This window comes from Chlamydia trachomatis A/HAR-13 (assembly GCF_000012125.1).
In the GTDB taxonomy this organism is placed as follows: Bacteria; Chlamydiota; Chlamydiia; order Chlamydiales; family Chlamydiaceae; genus Chlamydia; species Chlamydia trachomatis.
The window spans coordinates 912,463-931,208 of the sequence record NC_007429.1 but is presented as its reverse complement, the minus strand read 5'-3'; the positions used below and the strand labels follow the sequence as shown (position 1 = coordinate 931,208).

The following is an 18,746-nucleotide window of genomic DNA, read 5'->3' as shown; positions in this document are numbered from 1 at the left end:
ACTAGCCTAGCTCCAATCCTCTTGTTGCTCTTCTCTTATGATCCACTATTCGTGAATATAAGCATCGTACAATATTTTTTTTACACGCGATGCCCGCTCTTCGGCGATAAAGGATCCGCCATGGTAACGCACTATAATTTTCTTGGGAATGTGTGCTTCTTTCTCCCTGATGGATTCCTTTTTCTCTTAAGAATTTTGCTTCCCAAAGTCTTGTATTCCCCAAAAATTCAACACCGTTGTACACTCGCGTTTCGAAGGTTTTCTGATACATAAGAGCCTGTTCCCCTACTACGAATAAAAAATTTTTTCGATCACGCAATACTAGATAAAGCTATGACACACAAACTAACCCCAATGATGCAGCAATGGCATCAGTGCAAAGAGCAAGCTGGTGATTGTCTATTGTTATTTCGCCTTGGAGAGTTTTATGAAGCATTTTTTGACGATGCTTTGATCCTAGCTCAAAATCTAGATATTACTTTAACACAGAGACAGAATGTGCCGATGAGCGGCATCCCAGCAACTTGTCTGGATGGATATGTGGACCGTTTAGTAAGCCGCGGTTTTAAGGTAGCCATTGCTGAGCAGGCCGATAATACTGAAGGGAGCAAAGGCCTCGTTCCTCGGACAATCAACCGATTGATAACCCCTGGAGCACTCTTATCCTCTTCTTTGCTCCCAGAAAAAGCAAATAACTATGTCCTTGCAATCAATCAAGTAGGGTCTCTCTATGGTCTCTCCTGTTTAGACTTGTCGATAGGAACTTTCCTTGTTGCTGAATACGATAATACCAAGGACCTTATTGAGGCGATCTGTCGGCTGGCTCCTACAGAGTTATTGAGCCACGCAAAATTTTATCAAAAAAATGAAGCTGTTATTAAACAACTCCAACAGCATTTACGTATCACACTATCCGAATACGTTTCTTGGGCTTTCGAGTATCAGTCTGCAACAAAGAAATTATATACGTGTTTTCAAGTTTCCTCTTTAGATGGTTTTGGATTGCAAGGACTAGTCCCTGCTATTAATGCGGCCGGAGCATTACTGTCTTATATTCAGGACAAACTTCTTCTTCCTATTTCCCATCTCTCTATTCCAAAAATTTATGGACAACAGAAACATTTACTTATTGATAAAGCTTCCCAAACAAATCTAGAACTACTGTCTCCTATTCATGGTGAGCATAGAAAAGGATCTTTGCTTCAAGTTATGGAACGAACCTCCACCCCAATGGGAGGTCGTTTATTAAGAAATACCTTAATCAATCCTTTCTATGATTTAAAAGAAATCACTCTTAGACAGGACAGTGTAGAATTTTTCTTACAGCAAGCAGATCTTCGAAAAATCTTAAAACGTCAGTTGTCCTGTGTACGAGACTTAGAACGTCTGGCTACTAAAATCTCAACTAGTCTGGCTACTCCGAAAGATATTGGAACGCTTCGAGACTCGCTGCTCTCTTGTACACACATTGCAGACAATTTGCAAAACTGTGCTCTACCCGAATTTTTAGAGAATAAGTTTTTGATTGCTCCCCCTCTATGCTCTCTCATAAAAACGTTATCGACAGAGCTTATCCAAGAACTTCCTTTAAAAGTGTCCGAAGGGAATATTTTCGCAAACCACTATCATCCAGATCTTCTACGACTAAGAAACATCAAAGAAAATTCTAAATCCTGGATTCTTGAATACCAAGAACGTATTCGAAATGAAACAGGCATTAAGAAACTCAAAGTCTGTTATGCTCAGGCATTAGGATATTACATTGAAGTGGCTAGCAACCTAGCTCCCCAACTTCCCAAGGAATTTATCCGTCGGCAATCACGGCTACATGCAGAACGATTCACTACGCAAGAACTTCAACAATTCCAGGATGAAGTATTTAGCGTGGAAGATAAGCTACAAACTTTAGAAACCAAGCTCTTTAAGGAGCTTTGTTTCTATATCGTAGAACATCGAGATCTCATTCTCAAACTTTCCACTGCAGTTGCAGACTTAGACTATGTGGTATCTCTGGCAGAACTAGCTGCAGAATATGATTATCGCCGCCCCCTCGTTGACCATAGCGATGCTTTATCCATTACCAAAGGAATGCATCCCGTCGCCCTGACCCTACTAGATAAAGGGACTTTTATTCCTAATGACACAGTGATGCACAGTGCCCAAACACGAATGATCCTCCTCACAGGGCCTAATATGGCTGGGAAATCCACCTATATTCGCCAAATTGCACTCCTTGTCATTATGGCTCAAATGGGATCTTTCATACCGGCACGTTCTGCTCATATTGGTATAGTAGATAAAATTTTTACACGTATTGGCGCTGGAGATAACCTTTCTAAAGGGATGTCTACCTTTATGGTAGAGATGGCAGAAACGGCAAATATCCTGCACAATGCAACAGATAGATCATTGGTTATTCTTGATGAAATCGGTAGAGGGACAAGTACTTATGATGGGCTTGCTATTGCCCAAGCTGTAGTAGAGTTCCTTCTGTTTACAGATGGGAAAAAAGCAAAAACACTATTCGCTACCCATTATAAAGAACTTACCGAATTAGAAATGCACTGTCAGCATGTAGAAAATTTTCACGCTATGGTTAAGGAAAATAGCGGACAACCTATTTTCATGTACGAGATCGTAAAAGGGCACTCGAAAAAAAGTTTTGGCATTCATGTCGCTAAGCTTGCAGGTTTTCCTCTTTCCGTTGTATCAAGAGCACAGCAGATCTTGCATCAATTCGAAGGCCCAGATCTACGCCCAGAGCCTGAAAAAGCTCAACAACTGGTTATGTTTTAATTCTTTTGTTTACGATTTTTCTGCGTGCGCATAGAGGATTTTTCTTTAAAAGACGTTTCTTCTTCTCCTGGGGTCTATCTAATGAAAGACTCCCAAGGAACAGTTCTTTACGTAGGTAAGGCGAAAAATTTACGGAATCGACTTTCTTCATATCTTCAAAAGAAAGGCGATTCCCGTAAACGCATCCCTTTTTTAATGAAAAAAACTACAGATATAGACACGATTGTTGTTTCAAATGAAACAGAGGCCATTCTCCTAGAAAACAACTTAATCAAAAAATATCAGCCTCGCTACAACGTCCTTCTCAAAGACGATAAAACATTTTTCTGCCTATCTGTATCCCTGGAACATCCTTGGCCTAGAATTGAAGCTATACGAACACGGGCTCTTTCCCCAGGTAAAAAAAAACAGTGGTTATTCGGGCCTTATGTCAGTGCTGAAGCCTGCTATGCCCTGCTAGAAGTCATTAGCCTCTGGTTCCCTTTGAGGACATGCTCCGATCGAGAATTCTCGACTCGCCAACGTCCTTGCGTCCTCTATGAAATGAAAAGATGCTTAGCTCCTTGTGTAGGATTATGTTCTCAAACGGAATACCAGGAAACTTTGGACAAAGCCGTTCTGTTTCTTAAAGGAGATGTGCGTTCCACAATATCTAACTTAGAAAAAGCGATTGAAAAAGCCTCTCAAGAACAAAAGTTTGAACATGCCGCAGCCTTGTATCGCACTCTCACCCTGATCCGTCAAACTATGGCAAAACAGCATGTTGAGAAATTTCAAGCATATGATATCGATGTACTAGGCCTTTATAGGAAAGGTTCTCTCGCTATTGTCTCTGTACTATCCGTCTATTCTGGGAAACTACTTGGCGCTCGTTATTTTATCTTCCCAGAAAATGCTCAGGAAGATTCTGCCTTATTTTCTTCTTTCATTTTGCAATATTATGCAGAAAATCCTCGTATCCCCAAGGAAATATTTGTTCCTGTATCTTTAGACAGTCCAGAGCTCCCCTATCTACTGAACACTGCTGAACCGCCAAAAATCCGCTGCCCGAAAACAGAATACGGAAAAGAGCTTCTTGCTCTTGCTCATAAAAATGCTGCTGAACAAGCGAAACCTTTCAATTCTATCACTCCTCCTTATGAAGAGCTGCAACATTTCTTTAATTTAAGCCAGTATCCATATCGCATTGAGTGCTATGACAATGCACACTTACAAGGTGAGCATAATGTCGGTGTGTGCATTGTTTTCGAAAATGGTCTCTTCTCTCCCAAACAATATCGCACCTTCTCTATTACTTCTCATGGCGATGACTTGGCTGCTTTTGAAGAGGTCTTAACACGACGTTTCCGATCCCTTACTACAGAACTCCCAAACTTAATAGTAATCGATGGTGGACGTAATCAATTTAAACGAGCGCAACGCATTTTAGAGGAGCTGAATTTAACAGGGATTACCGTAGTAACCATCGCCAAGGAATCTGGCAATCACAGCAAAAGCTTGCGCCAAGAAAAGCTATTTTGTGAAACTTTCCCCCAAGGAATCCTTCTTCATCCCACATCCGCAATTCTTCAGTTCTTTCAGCTATTACGAGATGAAGCCCACCGTTTCGCGATTCAACACTATCGTAAAAAACATGCAAAAGCAGTGCTAACTACAAAAAAAATCCCTGGAATCGGTGAAGTGAAAACAAAACGTCTACTTCAAAAGTTTAAAAGCTGGAAACGTGTGTTCATCGCTTCGGAAGAAGAGTTAAAAACTGTACAGGGAATCACAGCAAAAGACATTCAACGGATCCAGGAAGAAGGCGCCAAACCCGAATAACATACCGAGGATCCTAACCAAAAAAAGGCTCTATACAGAGCCTTTTATTCTTCAGTTTGAATCACAGAAACTTCTTCTAAGTATTCTTCTGCCGAAGGCAATTCCTCTAAACAAGGTTCTTCAACAACTTCAATAGCAGGAACTTCTTCATCCTTGGCTTTTGGATGCGTTAATCCTTTGACGACAACATGAACCGCAGCAACATGCAATCCCGTATATTCGGAGATTTCGGATACAATACAGCCTTGGATTTCTTCTGTTTTTTCAGGGATAGAAACTCCGTAGTCCACATTCACTTCAACTCGAACCTTTACCAAAGAATTCTTGCTATCCTGCTCAACATAGATCCCTTTCATTCTTTCGATATCGCGTCCAAAAAGCGTGTCAATGAGATTCCCGCCTAATAATGAAACCCCATCGATTTTTGCTAAGCAGTGAAGAATGATCACTTGAATCACACGGGTCTCTATATCGCGACTAAAGACTGTTTCTGGGAATTCAATCTCTTTTACATCTAATTTTAATCTTTGCTTATCCATACTCTCGGCTGCCTCATTCTCGTGATCTTGTCTCTTCTATTCAGCTCTATTTCTATGCCAAAAAATTTTTAACAGCAACACTTTCAAAAGATTTTTTTACCAAGAAAGTTACTGGAGACGAGGGTAAAAGTTACTGCAATCTAAGTCAATAACAAGATCAAAGCTGCTCTCTTTCTAAAAACGCTCCCTAACTTGTAGACAGGAGCTTTTTTAGAAAAGAAATCATCTACTCGTTAATATTGTTTTTTCAAAAACGAAAGCGAACCCATTATTTTTTAATGAATTCAAATATAGAATATAGGCAATATCGTATAGATATACTGAGCTGTTTTATCTGCTTGCTAATGATGGTTTGGACACTAGTCAGCATCAAGCTAGGAGATTCTCTAGGAGGCATCATTCCTGGATGCTTAGGATACTTACTGGCTAAAAGGAAGCATCGCCGTCCTGTCCGCTGGTTCTTCCTTACTTTTTTCTTTGGCATTGCCTCTGGAATCTTCCTTGTCGTTCTTCATCCTAAGCAAAAGTAATTCCTGATTGTTTTTGTTTCTCGAGAAAAAGGTACTATGATGATCTTTTTTTTAGCGAGAAAAGCTGCTCTAAGAAATAATGTGATTATTTACAACGAACTTAAAATTAGGCAGCCCTCCCATGAACTCCGGAATGTTCCCATTCACCTTTTTTTTACTGTACATCTGTCTGGGAATGCTTACGGCGTACCTAGCTAATAAAAAAAATCGCAATCTAATAGGCTGGTTTTTGGCAGGAATGTTTTTTGGTATTTTTGCCATTATCTTCCTATTAATTCTCCCTCCTCTTCCTTCTTCTACACAAGATAATCGTTCCATGGACCAGCAAGATTCCGAAGAATTCCTTTTACAGAATACTTTAGAGGACTCAGAAATTATTTCCATCCCAGATACAATGAATCAAATTGCGATTGATACAGAAAAGTGGTTCTACTTAAATAAAGACTATACTAATGTCGGTCCTATTTCCATCGTACAGCTGACCGCATTCTTAAAAGAATGCAAACACTCTCCTGAAAAAGGGATCGATCCCCAAGAATTATGGGTATGGAAGAAAGGAATGCCTAACTGGGAAAAGGTGAAGAATATACCGGAACTTTCAGGAACAGTAAAAGACGAGTAAAAAAAGCCCCTTTCAAGGGGCTCAACACAAGTCCTACCAACTTGCTTTCACAACGCCTGGGATATCTCCCATAGAAGCCATTTGTCTAAAACAAATTCTTGAGATAGCAAACTTTCTAAGGTATCCACGAGGACGGCCTGTTAATAGGCATCTATTATGTAAACGAGAAGGAGAAGTATCTCTTCTCATTTTATTGAGAGCTTCCCGAGCTCTTTCTCTTTCTTCCTCGCTAACAGATAAACTCTTCGCAAGTTTTCGAAGCTCTGCTCTCTTCTGAAAATTAGCTTCTACTAACTTTCGACGTTTAACTTCTCTAGCTACTGCTGACTTCTTCGCCATGCGTTCTCACCTAAATCTATATATTACTTCTTACGAGCAGGCCCTGCTTGACGCTGCTTACGGTTGGGATCTTTCTTGTTAATAACATAAAGACGTCCCTTACGACGAACAAGCTTGTCACCTTTTGAGGGGTCTGCTTTGATGGATGAACTAACTCTCATAATATGCCTTACTTGGGCTCTTAAAAAAGAGACTGATTCTTACTACACCCTCACCACATAAAATACTTAGAAATGAGAGCCCCTAGCAAAACAGCCTCCTCCTACCGGACAAGAAGTACCCTTTTGCTATAAAATCCGCAGCACAACTAAAAACCGTAAAAGTTTTCTTACAGTGATCTCTGCTCTCTACGCATTCCTAAGGCACTAGCCCACGCTCCATACACAGAATTGCAAACAAGAGCCTTCCCGGATAAAGGAGGATTAACAACTAGAGGAACAAAATTTACCCTTTTCCTCACTTTTTGACAATAAGAGACTTGCTCAGAATTCTATCTACTAATGGAACTACTTTCTTTACTCAAGAAATCATAAAAATTGTTGCCCTGTATTGATCTTTTAGGTGAGATCCTTTAAACTCGTCCCTAGTCTCTTGGGGGCAGAGTCCCTAGAGACTTCAAGAGTATTAGGAGAGTATTGTGAAACGCACCTATCAACCTAGTAAGAGAAAACGTAGAAATTCCGTAGGATTTAGAGCTCGCATGGCTACAAAAAGCGGAAGAAATCTTTTGAATCGCCGTCGCCGTCATGGTAGACATTCCTTAATTGATCTTTAAGATCTTCTATTCGTGAGTCGGTTAACTTTACCTAAGAATGCTCGTTTACTGAAACGTAAACAATTTGTTTATGTTCAGAGGAATGGACGTTGTTGTCGTGCCGATCAAGTGACTTTACGGGTCGTTCCCTCTCGTCATTCGAACACCCGTAAAGTAGGAATTACTGTGTCAAAGAAATTTGGAAAAGCTCATCAACGCAATCGTTTTAAGCGGATCGTGCGAGAGGCTTTTAGACATGTACGCCCAAATCTTCCGGGTTGTCAGGCGGTTATTTCTCCGAGAGGAAATTCGCAGCCAGATTTTTTGAAACTATCAGAAGAACTTCTTCAGCGCATACCTGAGGCTTTGCCCCTCGCCTCTTCATCCAGATGCTGAGGTAGAAATCCTAAAAAAAACCATTCCACGCTATAGAGGCATGGAATGGGGAGGAATACTAGATTTGTGAGTTATATTTAGGATTGGTGTTCTATATGCACTAACGAACGGGAAATGCTGGATTGGATATCTTGCGGAGCCGATTCAAAAGCTATCTTTGCGTGCTCTAGCGCACTATTAGGGAGCCCAGCATCGAGATAATATTGAGAAATAATCATCTCAAGTCTCCACTGGTTCTCTTTATCCTGTTCTCTAAATTGCGTAAGATATTCTGCTAAAGGTGCGATTACTTCAGCAACATTCACGTGCGACTGCCCTTGAGAACGTTTAGCTAACTCTTGAAATTCAATTAAAGCCACTGTGAAATGCGTGAGCTGCTCATTCTCAGGATCTAATTCTAGCAACCGATTCTTCACAGCACGACACTCCTCTGAATCCATTCTACCCGCTTCAACGAGCTGCCGAAACTTCTCGGATAGGAAAAAGCTATCATCGCACAACACCCCCTGCTCAAGAGCTGTTGCCATGAAATCTTTTCGCGATAGCTCTTCAGCGAGCTGATAGTATTTTCGTAACTCTACCGAAGATAGTGTAGGGATGAATGGGAAAACTTGTTCTAGTTCCTGGTCATTAGCAATGACTCTGCACAAGCTCTCTCCTAGATTCGATCCATTTTCATTTCCAAAACTTTCGATCTTATAAATCGCTCGTTCTTCGGGGGACAACAATACCAAACTAGGGAAGGTATTGACATGCAGTCTATTCTTTAAATCTTCATTTTGCTCGTTTATGAGAGGATCTCGCAACTCTGTATGACGAGGGAAATCGACAACTACGCACACAAATTGGTCAGCAACAGCTGAGATGAAATCCGACGAGCTTAGCACTTCATCACGGATTTTCATACAACTACCATTCCAATCAGAGCCAGAGAAAAACAACAACATGGGCAAATCTTTCTCTCTACTCTCGTCCCTAGCTTCTTGATAATCTACATACCAAGCAATCTCTCTGGAATTAGAAGGAGTAGCGCATACCTGAGACGCACCTAGTCCAAAGAAAACTAGGGCAGCCAAAAGAGTTTTCTGCTTGAAAGAGCAACTTCTAGCAATCCGTAAAGAAGACATGAATTCCTACTCCTTACTTGTTCGTTAGAAATAACGACACCATCGAAAACCCAGAGAACCCCTCTCCCAAAGCAGCTTTTCGAACACTTTTCGTGTATATTCTTTTTTTCATTAAAAGCAAACAAAGATTCTACTCTTGAAAACGACATAGCTATGCTTCTGATTTTGGAATATTTTCTATTCCTTTAACAAGGAATGCTGAATCCCCGCTCTGTGGAAAAATTCTATAGACTAAGGAGAAAAGGTTGCTTATCATGAAGGGATGGATTCGCTCTAACAGTACAAAAACAAGGCCTTTTCGTATGAATACTGCTATGGATTTATTTCTGTATAACACCCTATCTAGAGAGAAGGAACGTTTTCTCCCTGTTAACGATCCTGTCAAGCTCTATACCTGCGGTCCTACGGTGTATGATTACGCACACATAGGGAATTTTCGCACGTATATATTCGAAGATCTACTGAAAAGAGTCCTGCTCTTTTTAGGATACTCGGTTTATCACGTGATGAATATCACAGATGTCGATGACAAGACTTTAGCTGGAGCTCGTAAAAAAGGTTGTTCCCTTGAAAAGTATTGCCAGCCTTATATTCATGCTTTTTTTGCAGATTTAGAAACTCTGCACATCTTGAAAGCGGATGCTTATCCCCATGCCACCCACTACATTCCTCAAATGATTGAAGCTATTCAGCAACTTATCAATCAAGGGGTTGCCTACATAGGCCAAGACCAATCTGTCTATTTTTCCATCAGTCAGTTCCCTAACTATGGAGCTCTATCTCACTTAAATTTAGAAGAGCTCAGAAATAGCGCACGTATCGATGCAGATGAATATGATAAGGATAACTTGTGTGACTTTGTTTTATGGAAAGCTTATGATCCTGATCGCGATGGAGAGATTTTTTGGGAAAGTCCTTTTGGGAAAGGACGCCCGGGATGGCATTTAGAATGTTCCATTATGTCTATATCCCTTCTTGGGCAATCCCTCGATATTCATGCTGGAGGAGTAGATAATATCTTCCCTCACCATGAAAATGAGATCGCACAATCCGAATCCTTATCACACAAACCCTTTGTGCGTTATTGGCTGCATTCTCATCACCTCCTCGTTGATAGGAAGAAAATGTCTAAAAGCTTAGGGAACTTTTTCACTTTACGAGATTTGCTGGACCAAGGATTTTCTGGAGAGGAAGTCCGTTATCTCTTGCTGCAAGGGCACTACAGAACGCAGTTAAATTTTACTCAAGAAGGATTGCATGCTTCTCGCCAGTCACTTAAACGCTTAAGAGACTTTATTTGTAGGCTGGAAGATCCTTCGTATCCTGATGACATCATACACCCTGAAGTAGCTACTGCTTGTCAAAGTTTTTTAGAAACCTTCATTACTTCTTTGACGAATGACCTGAATATCTCCTCTTCTTTAGCCGCTTTATTTGATTTTATTCGGAAAATAAACAGCAGCATTGACCAACATACTGGTATCCAGACAGAAACAGACTCTTCCGTATTTTCTAAACAAGACGCGCAACATATTCTCGCCTTACTAAGAAAGATAGATCAAGTGCTTGGAGTTTTGCCCTTTTCACAACCAGATATTCCAGAAGAGGTGTTACTTCTTGTGGAGCAAAGAGAGGCTGCTAGAAAAGTGAAGAACTGGCAGGAAGCGGATCGTCTACGTGATGAGATCTTATCCCGAGGTTTTGCCATTGAAGATGGCAAAACCGGGATGAAAGTGAAAAAACTTTAATCTTTTTTTGCTTCTATACGCCGCATAACAGGGAAAAACAGGACATCCCGAATGGATGCGGCGTCTGTCAACATCATAACCAATCGATCGATACCTATTCCAAATCCTCCTGCAGGAGGCATTCCTTGGCAAAGAGCTTCTAGAAATTCTTCATCTATAGGATGGTATTCGCTGTCAGGATTTAAAGCCTTTTTACGCATTTGCTCTTCCAACAATTTTCGTTGTTGTAAAGGATCATTGAGTTCCGAATAAGCATTACACAACTCTTTTCCTAAACAAAAACTCTCAAATCGTTCTACCAGAGTTTCATCCCCAGAACGCAATGTTTTACAAAGTGGCGTTGTTTCTAATGGATGATCTGTAATGTGATGCGGAGCGATGAGCTTATCACAAACCAGCTCATCAAATAGCAAAGCGATCAGCTCTCCTCGTGAAGCATGAACATACGTTTTCTCTGGAAGAGATGTTTGTGTTTCTAAAATTTTACGTAATTCATGATCTGCATGTAAGTCTACATCGACGCCGCCATAGACAGAGATACTTTCTTTCATCGTCATACGGATCCATGGAGCTTTAAAATCAACAACCTGAGGTCCTGATTTTAAATGTGAATACTGAACCTGAGTTTCCCCGTTATTCAAAGCACGTACGATATACTCAACAAGGTTTTCCACACATTTCATTACATCATTGTAATCCCAATAAGCCGCATAAGCCTCTATCATGGTAAACTCTGGATTATGCGTTCTATCGATTCCTTCGTTACGGAAAACTTTGCCGATTTCATAAACTCGGGACATTCCTCCAACAAGGAGTTTTTTCAAAGCAATCTCTAGAGAAATTCTTAGGAACATTTCTGCATGTAGCGCTTGCAGCGTGGTAACAAAAGGAGTTGCTTCTGCTCCTCCGTAGATGGTTTGCAGGATAGGAGTTTCCACCTCTAAAAAGCTCTGCTGATCCATGTACTCACGAATCAACTTAAGAATCCGGCTTCTTGTTAAGAAAGTCTTACGCACATCCTCTGAGGAAATCAGATCTGCCCAACGTTTGCGATAGCGAATTTCTTTATCTGCTAATCCTGCATGCTTATCAGGCAAAGAAATTAAGGATTTACATAACAACGTTACCGTTTCAACGAGAACCGTTAATTCTCCTGAGTGAGTAAAGAAAAGATACCCTTCGAGACCCAAGATGTCTCCTAGATCAAGTTTCTTCTCAATAAATTTAATCGGAGAAATCCCAGCATCCGCGGCTAACCCTGCCACTGCAGAAAAATCTCGATTAAACATCACTTGAATCTTTGCATCATTATCGAGGATCTGCCCAAAAGAATTTTTCCCCATAGAACGGAAAAGAACAAGTCGTCCGGCAAAACGCACCTTAGGTGTCTCTTTACGAAAAGCCGCTTCGCTATCTCCTAATTCGTTATCTACAAACTGATTACGAATTTCCTGTACTTCAAGACAATCAGTGTATTGATAAGGGTAAGGATTTATGCCCAAATCTCTGATTTCCTTTAGCTTGCTTGTTCTATACAAATAATCTTCGTGTTGCAAGTATTCAACTTCTACAGACATCAACCGTCCTTTGGCTCAAAAATAGTAGCAATATTTTTCTTCTTACGACAATCACTAAAGTCTTAAGCAGACTCATCATGCTACATCAAACTTGAGAAATTTTGAAGAGAGAGGATATGCAGCTTGCTTTCTCCAAAATAGAAAGAGAAAACTGGGTCGTTTTCTCTTTCTTGGAAATCCGAGAATGGGAACACGTTTTTCTCTTATTAAAAAAGAGAATTACGCGCGTACTCAGGAGATATGTAATGCTTTCTTTAATCTATAAACATATGCCTCTCCGCCTCCAGGCTCAAATCCCATTTTTGCGACTTCTTTACCTTCGGAATCGAGTAAAACTAGGGTAGGGAATCCGTCTACAGAATATAAACTTTTCAAATGACGATTCTGCTCTTTTTGTTCTGCAGTTTGTTCTTTGTTGTGAGGGAAATCTATCTCCACCATACACAAATATTGTTTAGCAAACTCGGAAAATGCAGCTGTTTGTAAAATCTGATCCTGCATTCTCATACACCAAATACACCAATCGGATCCTGTGAAAAATACGGCTACATGCTTTCCTTCCTGTTTTGCCTTATTCAAAGCATCTTGATAAGACATCCAGTGAATTCCGGTCTCTGCAACCCTATTGATCTTCTGCGAACCCGCAGCACGACGTTTTGCAGCAAAACAAGGAGCTGTGACCGCCATACATGCGATGAGCAAGCTCCCTAATAACCAGTTTCTCATAATTTTCTCTCTTTGTTTAATTGTAAGGAATTGCTTTATCTAGCCTTTAATATGATAACAATGATGCGTGGATTGCAATGAATTCGTCTGGGCTGATAACCTTATCCCTCCGGAACAATGTCTCTCTTTACAACCTGTGCACCTGTTGACACGCCATGCATTCACTTGCTGTTTTTCAAGAAATTTTTAATCGCTACACAGAAAAGCCCTACCCCGCCACGTCTACACTGGTCCCACTATATTTTCCAGAAGAACCTCTTACCTTTTCCGAGGACTTATCTCCATCCACGGCTCCTATTCTTAATCCCCCAGGCTTAGAACCGCAAGCTCTTCCGGTAGAAACTCCCAAAGACCCTGTTACAACTTCTATTCCCCCACCTTCCCATCCTAAAGAATCCAAACACTCCTGGGCCTGTGTTCCTATTTACCCTGGACTCTCTTATGAAGAACTACTGAAAGAAAATTATCCTGCTTTAAAACGTTATATTCAACGACCTGCAAGGGCCTCATGTGGCATTTTTGTCCATGAATCTCAGGAACATGAGATTCTTTTCTTTAATCGCTTAGCTAAAATTCTTTCACAGAAAATTTTTCCTACTCGCCTCGTTCTTTTTCACCAAAAAACTTTGTCTGATTTTAGTCATTCCCCTCATCCTTTTTGTTTGGCGCCCTTACCAACAATCAGGTATAAAAATTCGCAAGTGAACTATCACGATCCTGTTTTGCACGATAAAGTAACCTGCATACCCATTTATTCCTCTTCCCAATATGAAAAAGATTCAGCATTAAAAAGAGATTTATGGACCCTACTCACCAGCCTTTCCGCCTCTATGCAGAAGTCATAGTCAATGCAAATATCAATAAAATCCTAGACTACGGCATTCCTGCTGAATTGGAAAACCTAGTAACTGTAGGATCTGTTGTTAAGGTTCCCCTGCAAAGGAAACTGACAAATGACAAATATAAAATTGCCATTGTGCTCAAAATTAAAAGTTCTTCTGATTTTGTTCATGTAATCCAGCCTATTTTAGATATCAGTTATGAAGGCATTACCCTTCCCCAAGACCTTATCGATTTGATTTTTTGGATCAGTCAATATTACTTTTGTCCTCTGGGAAGCGCCGTATCCTTGTTCCTACCCACGGTATACGCGCAAACGCACTCAACTAAGCATCAGAACAATGTATTTTTAGGGCAAAATGCAGAGCGTACACAAGAAATACTCAAAACGCTTGATAACCCACAGCAAATCGCTGTTCTGCGTAAACTACTCAAAACGACAAAGCCTCTCACTCCCCCTGAGCTGATGAGAAAAACAGAGGTATCTGCAAAAACTTTGGATGCCTTAGTAAAACAAAAATTCATTCGCATTGTCGACTCAGCAGATCTAGAAATCCAAGACGAACAACTCCATTATTTCCTCCCAGATCCCCCCACACTCAATCAAGAACAACTAGATGCAGTCAATACCATCTCGCAATCGCTCGTTGCGGAACAATTTCAAACCTGTCTGCTATTCGGAGTGACAGGGAGCGGGAAAACTGAAGTGTATCTGCAAGTCATTCGCAAAGCTAGAGCTTTAGGGAAGAGCGTGATTCTTCTTGTCCCTGAGGTAGCTTTAACCATTCAAACGCTTTCCTTTTTTAAAATGCACTTTGGTTCCGAAGTGGGCGTTTTACACTACAAGTTAAGTGACAGTGAACGTACACAGACCTGGCACAAGGCGTCTCGAGGCCTAATTAACATCATTATAGGCCCTCGATCCGCCATTTTCTGTCCTATACAAAACTTAGGACTCATTATTGTGGATGAAGAGCACGACAGCGCCTATAAACAAAGCGATTTGCCTCCTTTTTATCAAGCTCGAGATGTGGCTGTCATGCGAGGGAAAATGACCAATGCTACAGTCATCCTAGGTAGTGCCACTCCAAGTTTAGAAAGTTACACAAATGCCTTATCTAAGAAATACACGCTTTCCGTTCTCTCAAAAAGAGCTTCTACGTCTACTCCTACTAAAGTCTTTCTTATCGACATGAACTTGGAGATGGAAAAAACTCGGAAAAAGCCTTTCTTCTCTCAAACGGTCATTCGGAGCATCGAGCAACGTTTGGAAGTAGGAGAACAGACCATTATTTTCTTCAATCGTCGCGGATTCCATACTAATGTATCCTGCTCATCATGTAAGTACACCTTGAAATGTCCTCATTGTGACATGATTCTGACATTTCACAAAACTGAGCGGATTCTCTTGTGTCACCTTTGCAACACCCGCCTCTCAAAGCCCATTACCTCATGCCCTCAATGCCTGGGCACTATGACACTTCAATACCGAGGCGCTGGAACAGAAAAAATTGAGACTCTTCTCCGAGAATTCTTCCCAACAGCCCGCACTATACGGCTAGATTCTGACACCACACGATTCCGCGGAAGTCACGATGCTTTAGTTAAACAATTTGCCACAGGGAAAGCCGATATTCTTATTGGCACACAAATGATTGCAAAAGGTATGCACTTTCCTGCCGTGACTCTTTCTGTAGTTTTAAGCGGAGACTCTGGTCTATATATCCCAGATTTTCGAGCAGCAGAACAAGTCTTTCAACTGATTACTCAAGTCACTGGACGCTCAGGACGCAGCCACCTTCCAGGAGAAGTTCTTATCCAAACATTTCTTCCTCAAAACTCGACTATATCTCATGCCTTAGCACAAGATTTCCCAGCTTTCTACAAGGAAGAGATCTTAGGGAGAAAAGTATGTAACTATCCTCCGTTCACACGACTAATCCGCTGTATTTTTCTTGGAAAATGCTCGGATTATACTTTAAAGGAAACTCAGCGTGTACACACACTGATTAAACAAAATTTGGATTCTCAAGCCTCTCTTATGGAAATATCTCCTTGTGGACATTTCAAAGTAAAAGACTTATTTCACTATCAATTTCTAATCAAAACTCGCAACATCCTCGTGGCGAATAAACAGATTCAAGAGGCATTAGCCGCTGCAAAATTGTCCTCTAAAGTGCGTTGCATTGTTGATGTAGATCCTGTTACGACATTCTTCTGATACGTTACTTGCTCCGTGGCAAGCAACGAAACCAAAATATCTACTTCTTGTTCGGTATTGAAAGCATGTAAATTGGCTCGCAGTACTTTACCTGTAGGAGGACAAGCGACTCCAACACGAATGCCTGTGGCAACTAATTTTTGATACAATTCCTGCTCAGAGATCCCAGGGAGAGAGAGCGGTTGCACAAATCCAGCTGCTGCCCAAGAGATTTTTTGAGCAAAATAGTCACGAATACGACGTAATCGTGTTCTCGCAAGTTCTCCTTCTTGTGAGAGAAATTCGTATGCAACTTGTATAGATACTAACAAATAGGGAGGTATTCCTGTAGAAAGACTTACCATAGGTTCTTTGATCAAATCCTGCTTCCTATCGCGAGAAGATAACCAAGCTGCACCCGCGGATCCCAAAGCTTTACTGAAGGTAACGAGTACAGAATAGAAATTTTCATACCCTAACGAGGCACAAAATCCCTTCCCAGCGTCTCCAAATAATCCCACAGCATGCGCTTCATCAACTATCAACTGAGCGTGATACTGATGAGACAATGCCACTATTTGCTCCAAAAGAGCAAAAGACCCCTTAAAAGAATAAACAGAACAGACGAGGATAAATACTCGTTGAAAACCACGTTGCTGACAAGACTCTAATAAAGACTCTAGATGATCTAAATCATTATGGCGGAAACTCTGATGCCACCCCGACAAAAAAACAGATAGATTGTAAGAAACGGAGATATGCACCTGCTCGTCCCATAGCACATAATCCGCTACGGAAGATAGATGCGCACAAATCGCAGTATTCGCAACAAAACCACTTGGCAAAATAAGAGCTTCTGGAGCTCCATGAAAGTGCGCTATTTGATGCTCTACCCCATCTAACAGCGAGGAAGAGCCTAAAATAGCGCGCGAACCTCCATAACCTAACTGCGCATGAGGCTTGTCTCTACAATAAAGCCGATAACGAGCCTCAACAGCATGAACTAAGCTATCTGAACGAGAGAATCCCAGGAAATCATTAGTGATAAAATCAATAGAAAGAGCTTCCTTCAAAACCCATTTCCCTCATAGCTATAATCATTCAAAGAGCAGTCCTTATTCGCTAAATAATCGTTTTGCCAAAGCATTTAAGGAACAGTAATCAGGTTTCCCCGTCCCCAACATAGGAATCGCTTCTACCTGATGGTGATAAGAAATTTTCAATAAGTTACTGGTTTTGGAGTTTTTTAGGATATCATTTACTTCCGAAACAGAAGTTGGGAATATCGTGAATAGGCAAAGACGCTCTTTTTCTCCTGGGAGGCCGCAAACCACCAAAGGATGATCGGCAGCATTTTGCCCACATCCTTCCATAATAATACTCTCCATTGCCTCAAGGCTCACCATTTCTGCCCCAATCTTCACAAAACGACTGAGTCGTCCTTTTAAGAATAACTCCCCATGGCGATCTACATACCCCAAGTCGCCGGTGACATACCAAGTCTCTCCAGCTAACTCTATGAATCCATGTCCGAAGTCTTCTCCCAAATATCCTTTAAATAGAGAAGTTCCTCGTGTCAGAACCAATCCTGTTACTCCGGTTGATACAGAGACTTTAGTTTCTTCAGAAACAATTAACACTTCCATACCTCTAACAGGCATGCCTACGCAAGACTCATGTTTCGGACTATTCACAGTATTAATAGTGATAACCGGAGAGCATTCTGTAGTTCCATATCCTTGACGCAGTTGAACATGTGGGAAAGTTTTCAAAGCTTCTTGATATAAAGAGTGTTTGAAAACATCTCCTCCAACAACAACGAACCGCAAGGAAGGAAGCGCGGTCTCGCTTTTCTTAGCAGCATTAATAATATAACTGAGGAAAACAGGCGTACTTCCTAGCAAAGTGACCTTTGCTTCATCAATCATCTCAACTATTTTCTTCGCATACAAAGGATTATAGGCAAAAACAACAGGTATCCCGGATAGCAAAGGAAACAGCGTACAAGAATTGAACCCATACGCATGAAACGGGGGAAGGAAGGATATCATTGCATCATCTTCTTTCGGAGAAAAGCAATCGAAACAGGCCCGTTGATTAGCAAGTAGTGAGGCATTAGTAAGAGGAACCCCTTTTGGGAGTTTCTCGGTTCCTGACGTGAACAGAATGACAGCAACATCCTCAGGGTCTTTATCAAACACTCCGAACCAGCGCATCATCCATTCAAAAGGTATGGACATGCAAATACCCACTCGACACTTCTCTAGGAAAGATAATTCCTTACGAACCTCATCTAGAAAAATTAGGGAAAAAGGATATTCTGCATCTTCTCCATGCGTCTGCGCCAATTTCTGCATAAGAGGCTTTGCTGTAATCACATGAGTCACACCAACCAGGTTTGCGCACGCCGTTACTTCTCGCAACCCTTGACTCCAGTTAATCATCACTGGAATCTTCCCTGAAAGAAGCGTTGCAAAATAAGCAATATAGGCGCCTGCTGATGCGGGCATCATAATTCCAATATGCTGATCAGGATAATTTGCTAAACGTGTCGCTAAAGCACAAACAGCCTTATACACTTGATTGTAGGAAAGCTTTCCAAGTTGCTCATCCCAAAAAACCGTCGCCGTAGTCATCTCTGCGCAAAGCTTCAAAAAACTGCGTAAAACGGTTTTTTCTGATCGTAATTTTCCGCGTTTACTTCTAGCTGTATTCCTATTATCTCGCATCT

18 protein-coding genes are annotated in these 18,746 nt (G+C 41.1%); 9 read left to right on the top strand and 9 right to left on the bottom strand.

Annotation, left to right across the window (positions count from 1 at the left end; all coding sequences use genetic code 11):
- Position 1: 1 nt before the first annotated feature.
- On the bottom strand, positions 2-271 hold the full coding sequence (locus CTA_RS04330) for a hypothetical protein (RefSeq protein WP_009872174.1): 270 nt from the start codon (positions 269-271) through the stop codon (positions 2-4).
- A gap of 62 nt (positions 272-333) precedes the next feature.
- Here CTA_RS04330 and mutS point away from each other — a divergent pair, with 62 nt between their 5' ends.
- Both mutS and uvrC read left to right on the top strand, forming a co-directional pair.
- A complete protein-coding gene (gene mutS, locus CTA_RS04325; protein ID WP_011324868.1) occupies positions 334-2,796 on the top strand; it encodes a DNA mismatch repair protein MutS in 2,463 nt (820 codons plus the stop codon).
- 24 nt (positions 2,797-2,820) lie between these two features.
- Positions 2,821-4,617, top strand: coding sequence for an excinuclease ABC subunit UvrC (uvrC, locus tag CTA_RS04320; protein ID WP_010725346.1), 1,797 nt, complete (start codon positions 2,821-2,823; stop codon positions 4,615-4,617).
- 44 nt (positions 4,618-4,661) lie between these two features.
- On the opposite strand, the gene CTA_RS04315 is transcribed toward uvrC, so the two are convergent.
- Positions 4,662-5,156 carry an Asp23/Gls24 family envelope stress response protein gene (locus tag CTA_RS04315; RefSeq protein WP_009872171.1) on the bottom strand — a complete coding sequence of 165 codons (495 nt, stop codon included), beginning with the start codon at positions 5,154-5,156 and terminating at the stop codon, positions 4,662-4,664.
- A 278-nt stretch (positions 5,157-5,434) separates the two neighbouring features.
- Between CTA_RS04315 and CTA_RS04310 the strand changes: the two genes are divergently transcribed.
- A complete protein-coding gene (locus CTA_RS04310; RefSeq protein WP_009873404.1) occupies positions 5,435-5,686 on the top strand; it encodes a hypothetical protein in 252 nt (83 codons plus the stop codon).
- Between the two features lie 121 nt (positions 5,687-5,807).
- Positions 5,808-6,308, top strand: a complete 501-nt coding sequence (locus CTA_RS04305; RefSeq protein ID WP_010725345.1) for a DUF4339 domain-containing protein — start codon at positions 5,808-5,810, stop codon at positions 6,306-6,308.
- A gap of 33 nt (positions 6,309-6,341) precedes the next feature.
- Here the strand turns inward: CTA_RS04305 and rpsN are convergent, their stop codons facing one another.
- The gene (gene rpsN, locus CTA_RS04300) at positions 6,342-6,647 is read right to left on the bottom strand and encodes a 30S ribosomal protein S14 (RefSeq protein WP_009872167.1); all 306 of its coding nucleotides are present in this window, start codon (positions 6,645-6,647) and stop codon (positions 6,342-6,344) included.
- A 23-nt stretch (positions 6,648-6,670) separates the two neighbouring features.
- Entirely contained in the window at positions 6,671-6,808 is a 138-nt protein-coding gene (rpmJ, locus tag CTA_RS04295) for a 50S ribosomal protein L36 (RefSeq protein WP_009872166.1), read from the bottom strand.
- 476 nt (positions 6,809-7,284) lie between these two features.
- Here rpmJ and rpmH point away from each other — a divergent pair, with 476 nt between their 5' ends.
- Positions 7,285-7,422, top strand: a complete 138-nt coding sequence (gene rpmH / locus CTA_RS04290; RefSeq protein WP_010725344.1) for a 50S ribosomal protein L34 — start codon at positions 7,285-7,287, stop codon at positions 7,420-7,422.
- A gap of 12 nt (positions 7,423-7,434) precedes the next feature.
- Complete coding sequence (rnpA, locus tag CTA_RS04285) at positions 7,435-7,797, top strand: ribonuclease P protein component (RefSeq protein WP_011324867.1); 363 nt, start codon at positions 7,435-7,437, stop codon at positions 7,795-7,797.
- Positions 7,798-7,874: 77 nt separating this feature from the next.
- On the opposite strand, the gene CTA_RS04280 is transcribed toward rnpA, so the two are convergent.
- Positions 7,875-8,924, bottom strand: a complete 1,050-nt coding sequence (locus tag CTA_RS04280; protein WP_011324866.1) for a thioredoxin family protein — start codon at positions 8,922-8,924, stop codon at positions 7,875-7,877.
- A 254-nt stretch (positions 8,925-9,178) separates the two neighbouring features.
- On the opposite strand from CTA_RS04280, the gene cysS reads away from it, so the two are divergent.
- Complete coding sequence (gene cysS / locus CTA_RS04275; protein WP_011324865.1) at positions 9,179-10,672, top strand: cysteine--tRNA ligase; 1,494 nt, start codon at positions 9,179-9,181, stop codon at positions 10,670-10,672.
- Here the strand turns inward: cysS and lysS are convergent.
- On the bottom strand, positions 10,669-12,249 hold the full coding sequence (gene lysS / locus CTA_RS04270; RefSeq protein WP_010725342.1) for a lysine--tRNA ligase: 1,581 nt from the start codon (positions 12,247-12,249) through the stop codon (positions 10,669-10,671). The two genes, cysS and lysS, sit on opposite strands and share 4 nt — an antisense overlap.
- Positions 12,250-12,480: 231 nt before the next feature.
- Entirely contained in the window at positions 12,481-12,975 is a 495-nt protein-coding gene (gene dsbH, locus CTA_RS04265) for a disulfide reductase DsbH (protein WP_009872160.1), read from the bottom strand.
- A 155-nt stretch (positions 12,976-13,130) separates the two neighbouring features.
- Between dsbH and CTA_RS04260 the strand changes: the two genes are divergently transcribed.
- Complete coding sequence (locus CTA_RS04260; RefSeq protein ID WP_011324864.1) at positions 13,131-13,820, top strand: hypothetical protein; 690 nt, start codon at positions 13,131-13,133, stop codon at positions 13,818-13,820.
- Positions 13,775-16,036 carry a primosomal protein N' gene (gene priA, locus CTA_RS04255; RefSeq protein ID WP_009872158.1) on the top strand — a complete coding sequence of 754 codons (2,262 nt, stop codon included), beginning with the start codon at positions 13,775-13,777 and terminating at the stop codon, positions 16,034-16,036. The genes CTA_RS04260 and priA overlap by 46 nt, the downstream gene beginning before the upstream one ends.
- On the opposite strand, the gene CTA_RS04250 is transcribed toward priA, so the two are convergent.
- Positions 15,955-17,088, bottom strand: coding sequence for an aminotransferase class I/II-fold pyridoxal phosphate-dependent enzyme (locus CTA_RS04250; protein ID WP_010725340.1), 1,134 nt, complete (start codon positions 17,086-17,088; stop codon positions 15,955-15,957). The two genes, priA and CTA_RS04250, sit on opposite strands and share 82 nt — an antisense overlap.
- 42 nt (positions 17,089-17,130) lie before the next feature.
- Positions 17,131-18,744: an AMP-binding protein gene (locus CTA_RS04245; protein WP_011324863.1), complete on the bottom strand. Its 1,614-nt coding sequence runs from the start codon at positions 18,742-18,744 to the stop codon at positions 17,131-17,133.
- Between the last annotated feature and the right edge of the window lie 2 nt (positions 18,745-18,746).

Excerpts from the sequence above, each read along its gene's own strand:
- CTA_RS04330 (WP_009872174.1), bottom strand. The coding sequence starts at position 271 with ATGTATCAGAAAACCTTCGAAACGCGAGTGTACAACGGTGTTGAATTT.
- mutS (WP_011324868.1), top strand. The coding sequence starts at position 334 with ATGACACACAAACTAACCCCAATGATGCAGCAATGGCATCAGTGCAAA.
- CTA_RS04315 (WP_009872171.1), bottom strand. The coding sequence starts at position 5,156 with ATGGATAAGCAAAGATTAAAATTAGATGTAAAAGAGATTGAATTCCCA.
- CTA_RS04310 (WP_009873404.1), top strand. The coding sequence starts at position 5,435 with ATGAATTCAAATATAGAATATAGGCAATATCGTATAGATATACTGAGC.
- CTA_RS04305 (WP_010725345.1), top strand. The coding sequence starts at position 5,808 with ATGAACTCCGGAATGTTCCCATTCACCTTTTTTTTACTGTACATCTGT.
- rpsN (WP_009872167.1), bottom strand. The coding sequence starts at position 6,647 with ATGGCGAAGAAGTCAGCAGTAGCTAGAGAAGTTAAACGTCGAAAGTTA.
- rpmJ (WP_009872166.1), bottom strand. The coding sequence starts at position 6,808 with ATGAGAGTTAGTTCATCCATCAAAGCAGACCCCTCAAAAGGTGACAAG.
- CTA_RS04280 (WP_011324866.1), bottom strand. The coding sequence starts at position 8,924 with ATGTCTTCTTTACGGATTGCTAGAAGTTGCTCTTTCAAGCAGAAAACT.
- cysS (WP_011324865.1), top strand. The coding sequence starts at position 9,179 with ATGAAGGGATGGATTCGCTCTAACAGTACAAAAACAAGGCCTTTTCGT.
- lysS (WP_010725342.1), bottom strand. The coding sequence starts at position 12,249 with ATGTCTGTAGAAGTTGAATACTTGCAACACGAAGATTATTTGTATAGA.
- dsbH (WP_009872160.1), bottom strand. The coding sequence starts at position 12,975 with ATGAGAAACTGGTTATTAGGGAGCTTGCTCATCGCATGTATGGCGGTC.
- CTA_RS04260 (WP_011324864.1), top strand. The coding sequence starts at position 13,131 with ATGCATTCACTTGCTGTTTTTCAAGAAATTTTTAATCGCTACACAGAA.
- priA (WP_009872158.1), top strand. The coding sequence starts at position 13,775 with ATGGACCCTACTCACCAGCCTTTCCGCCTCTATGCAGAAGTCATAGTC.
- CTA_RS04245 (WP_011324863.1), bottom strand. The coding sequence starts at position 18,744 with ATGCGAGATAATAGGAATACAGCTAGAAGTAAACGCGGAAAATTACGA.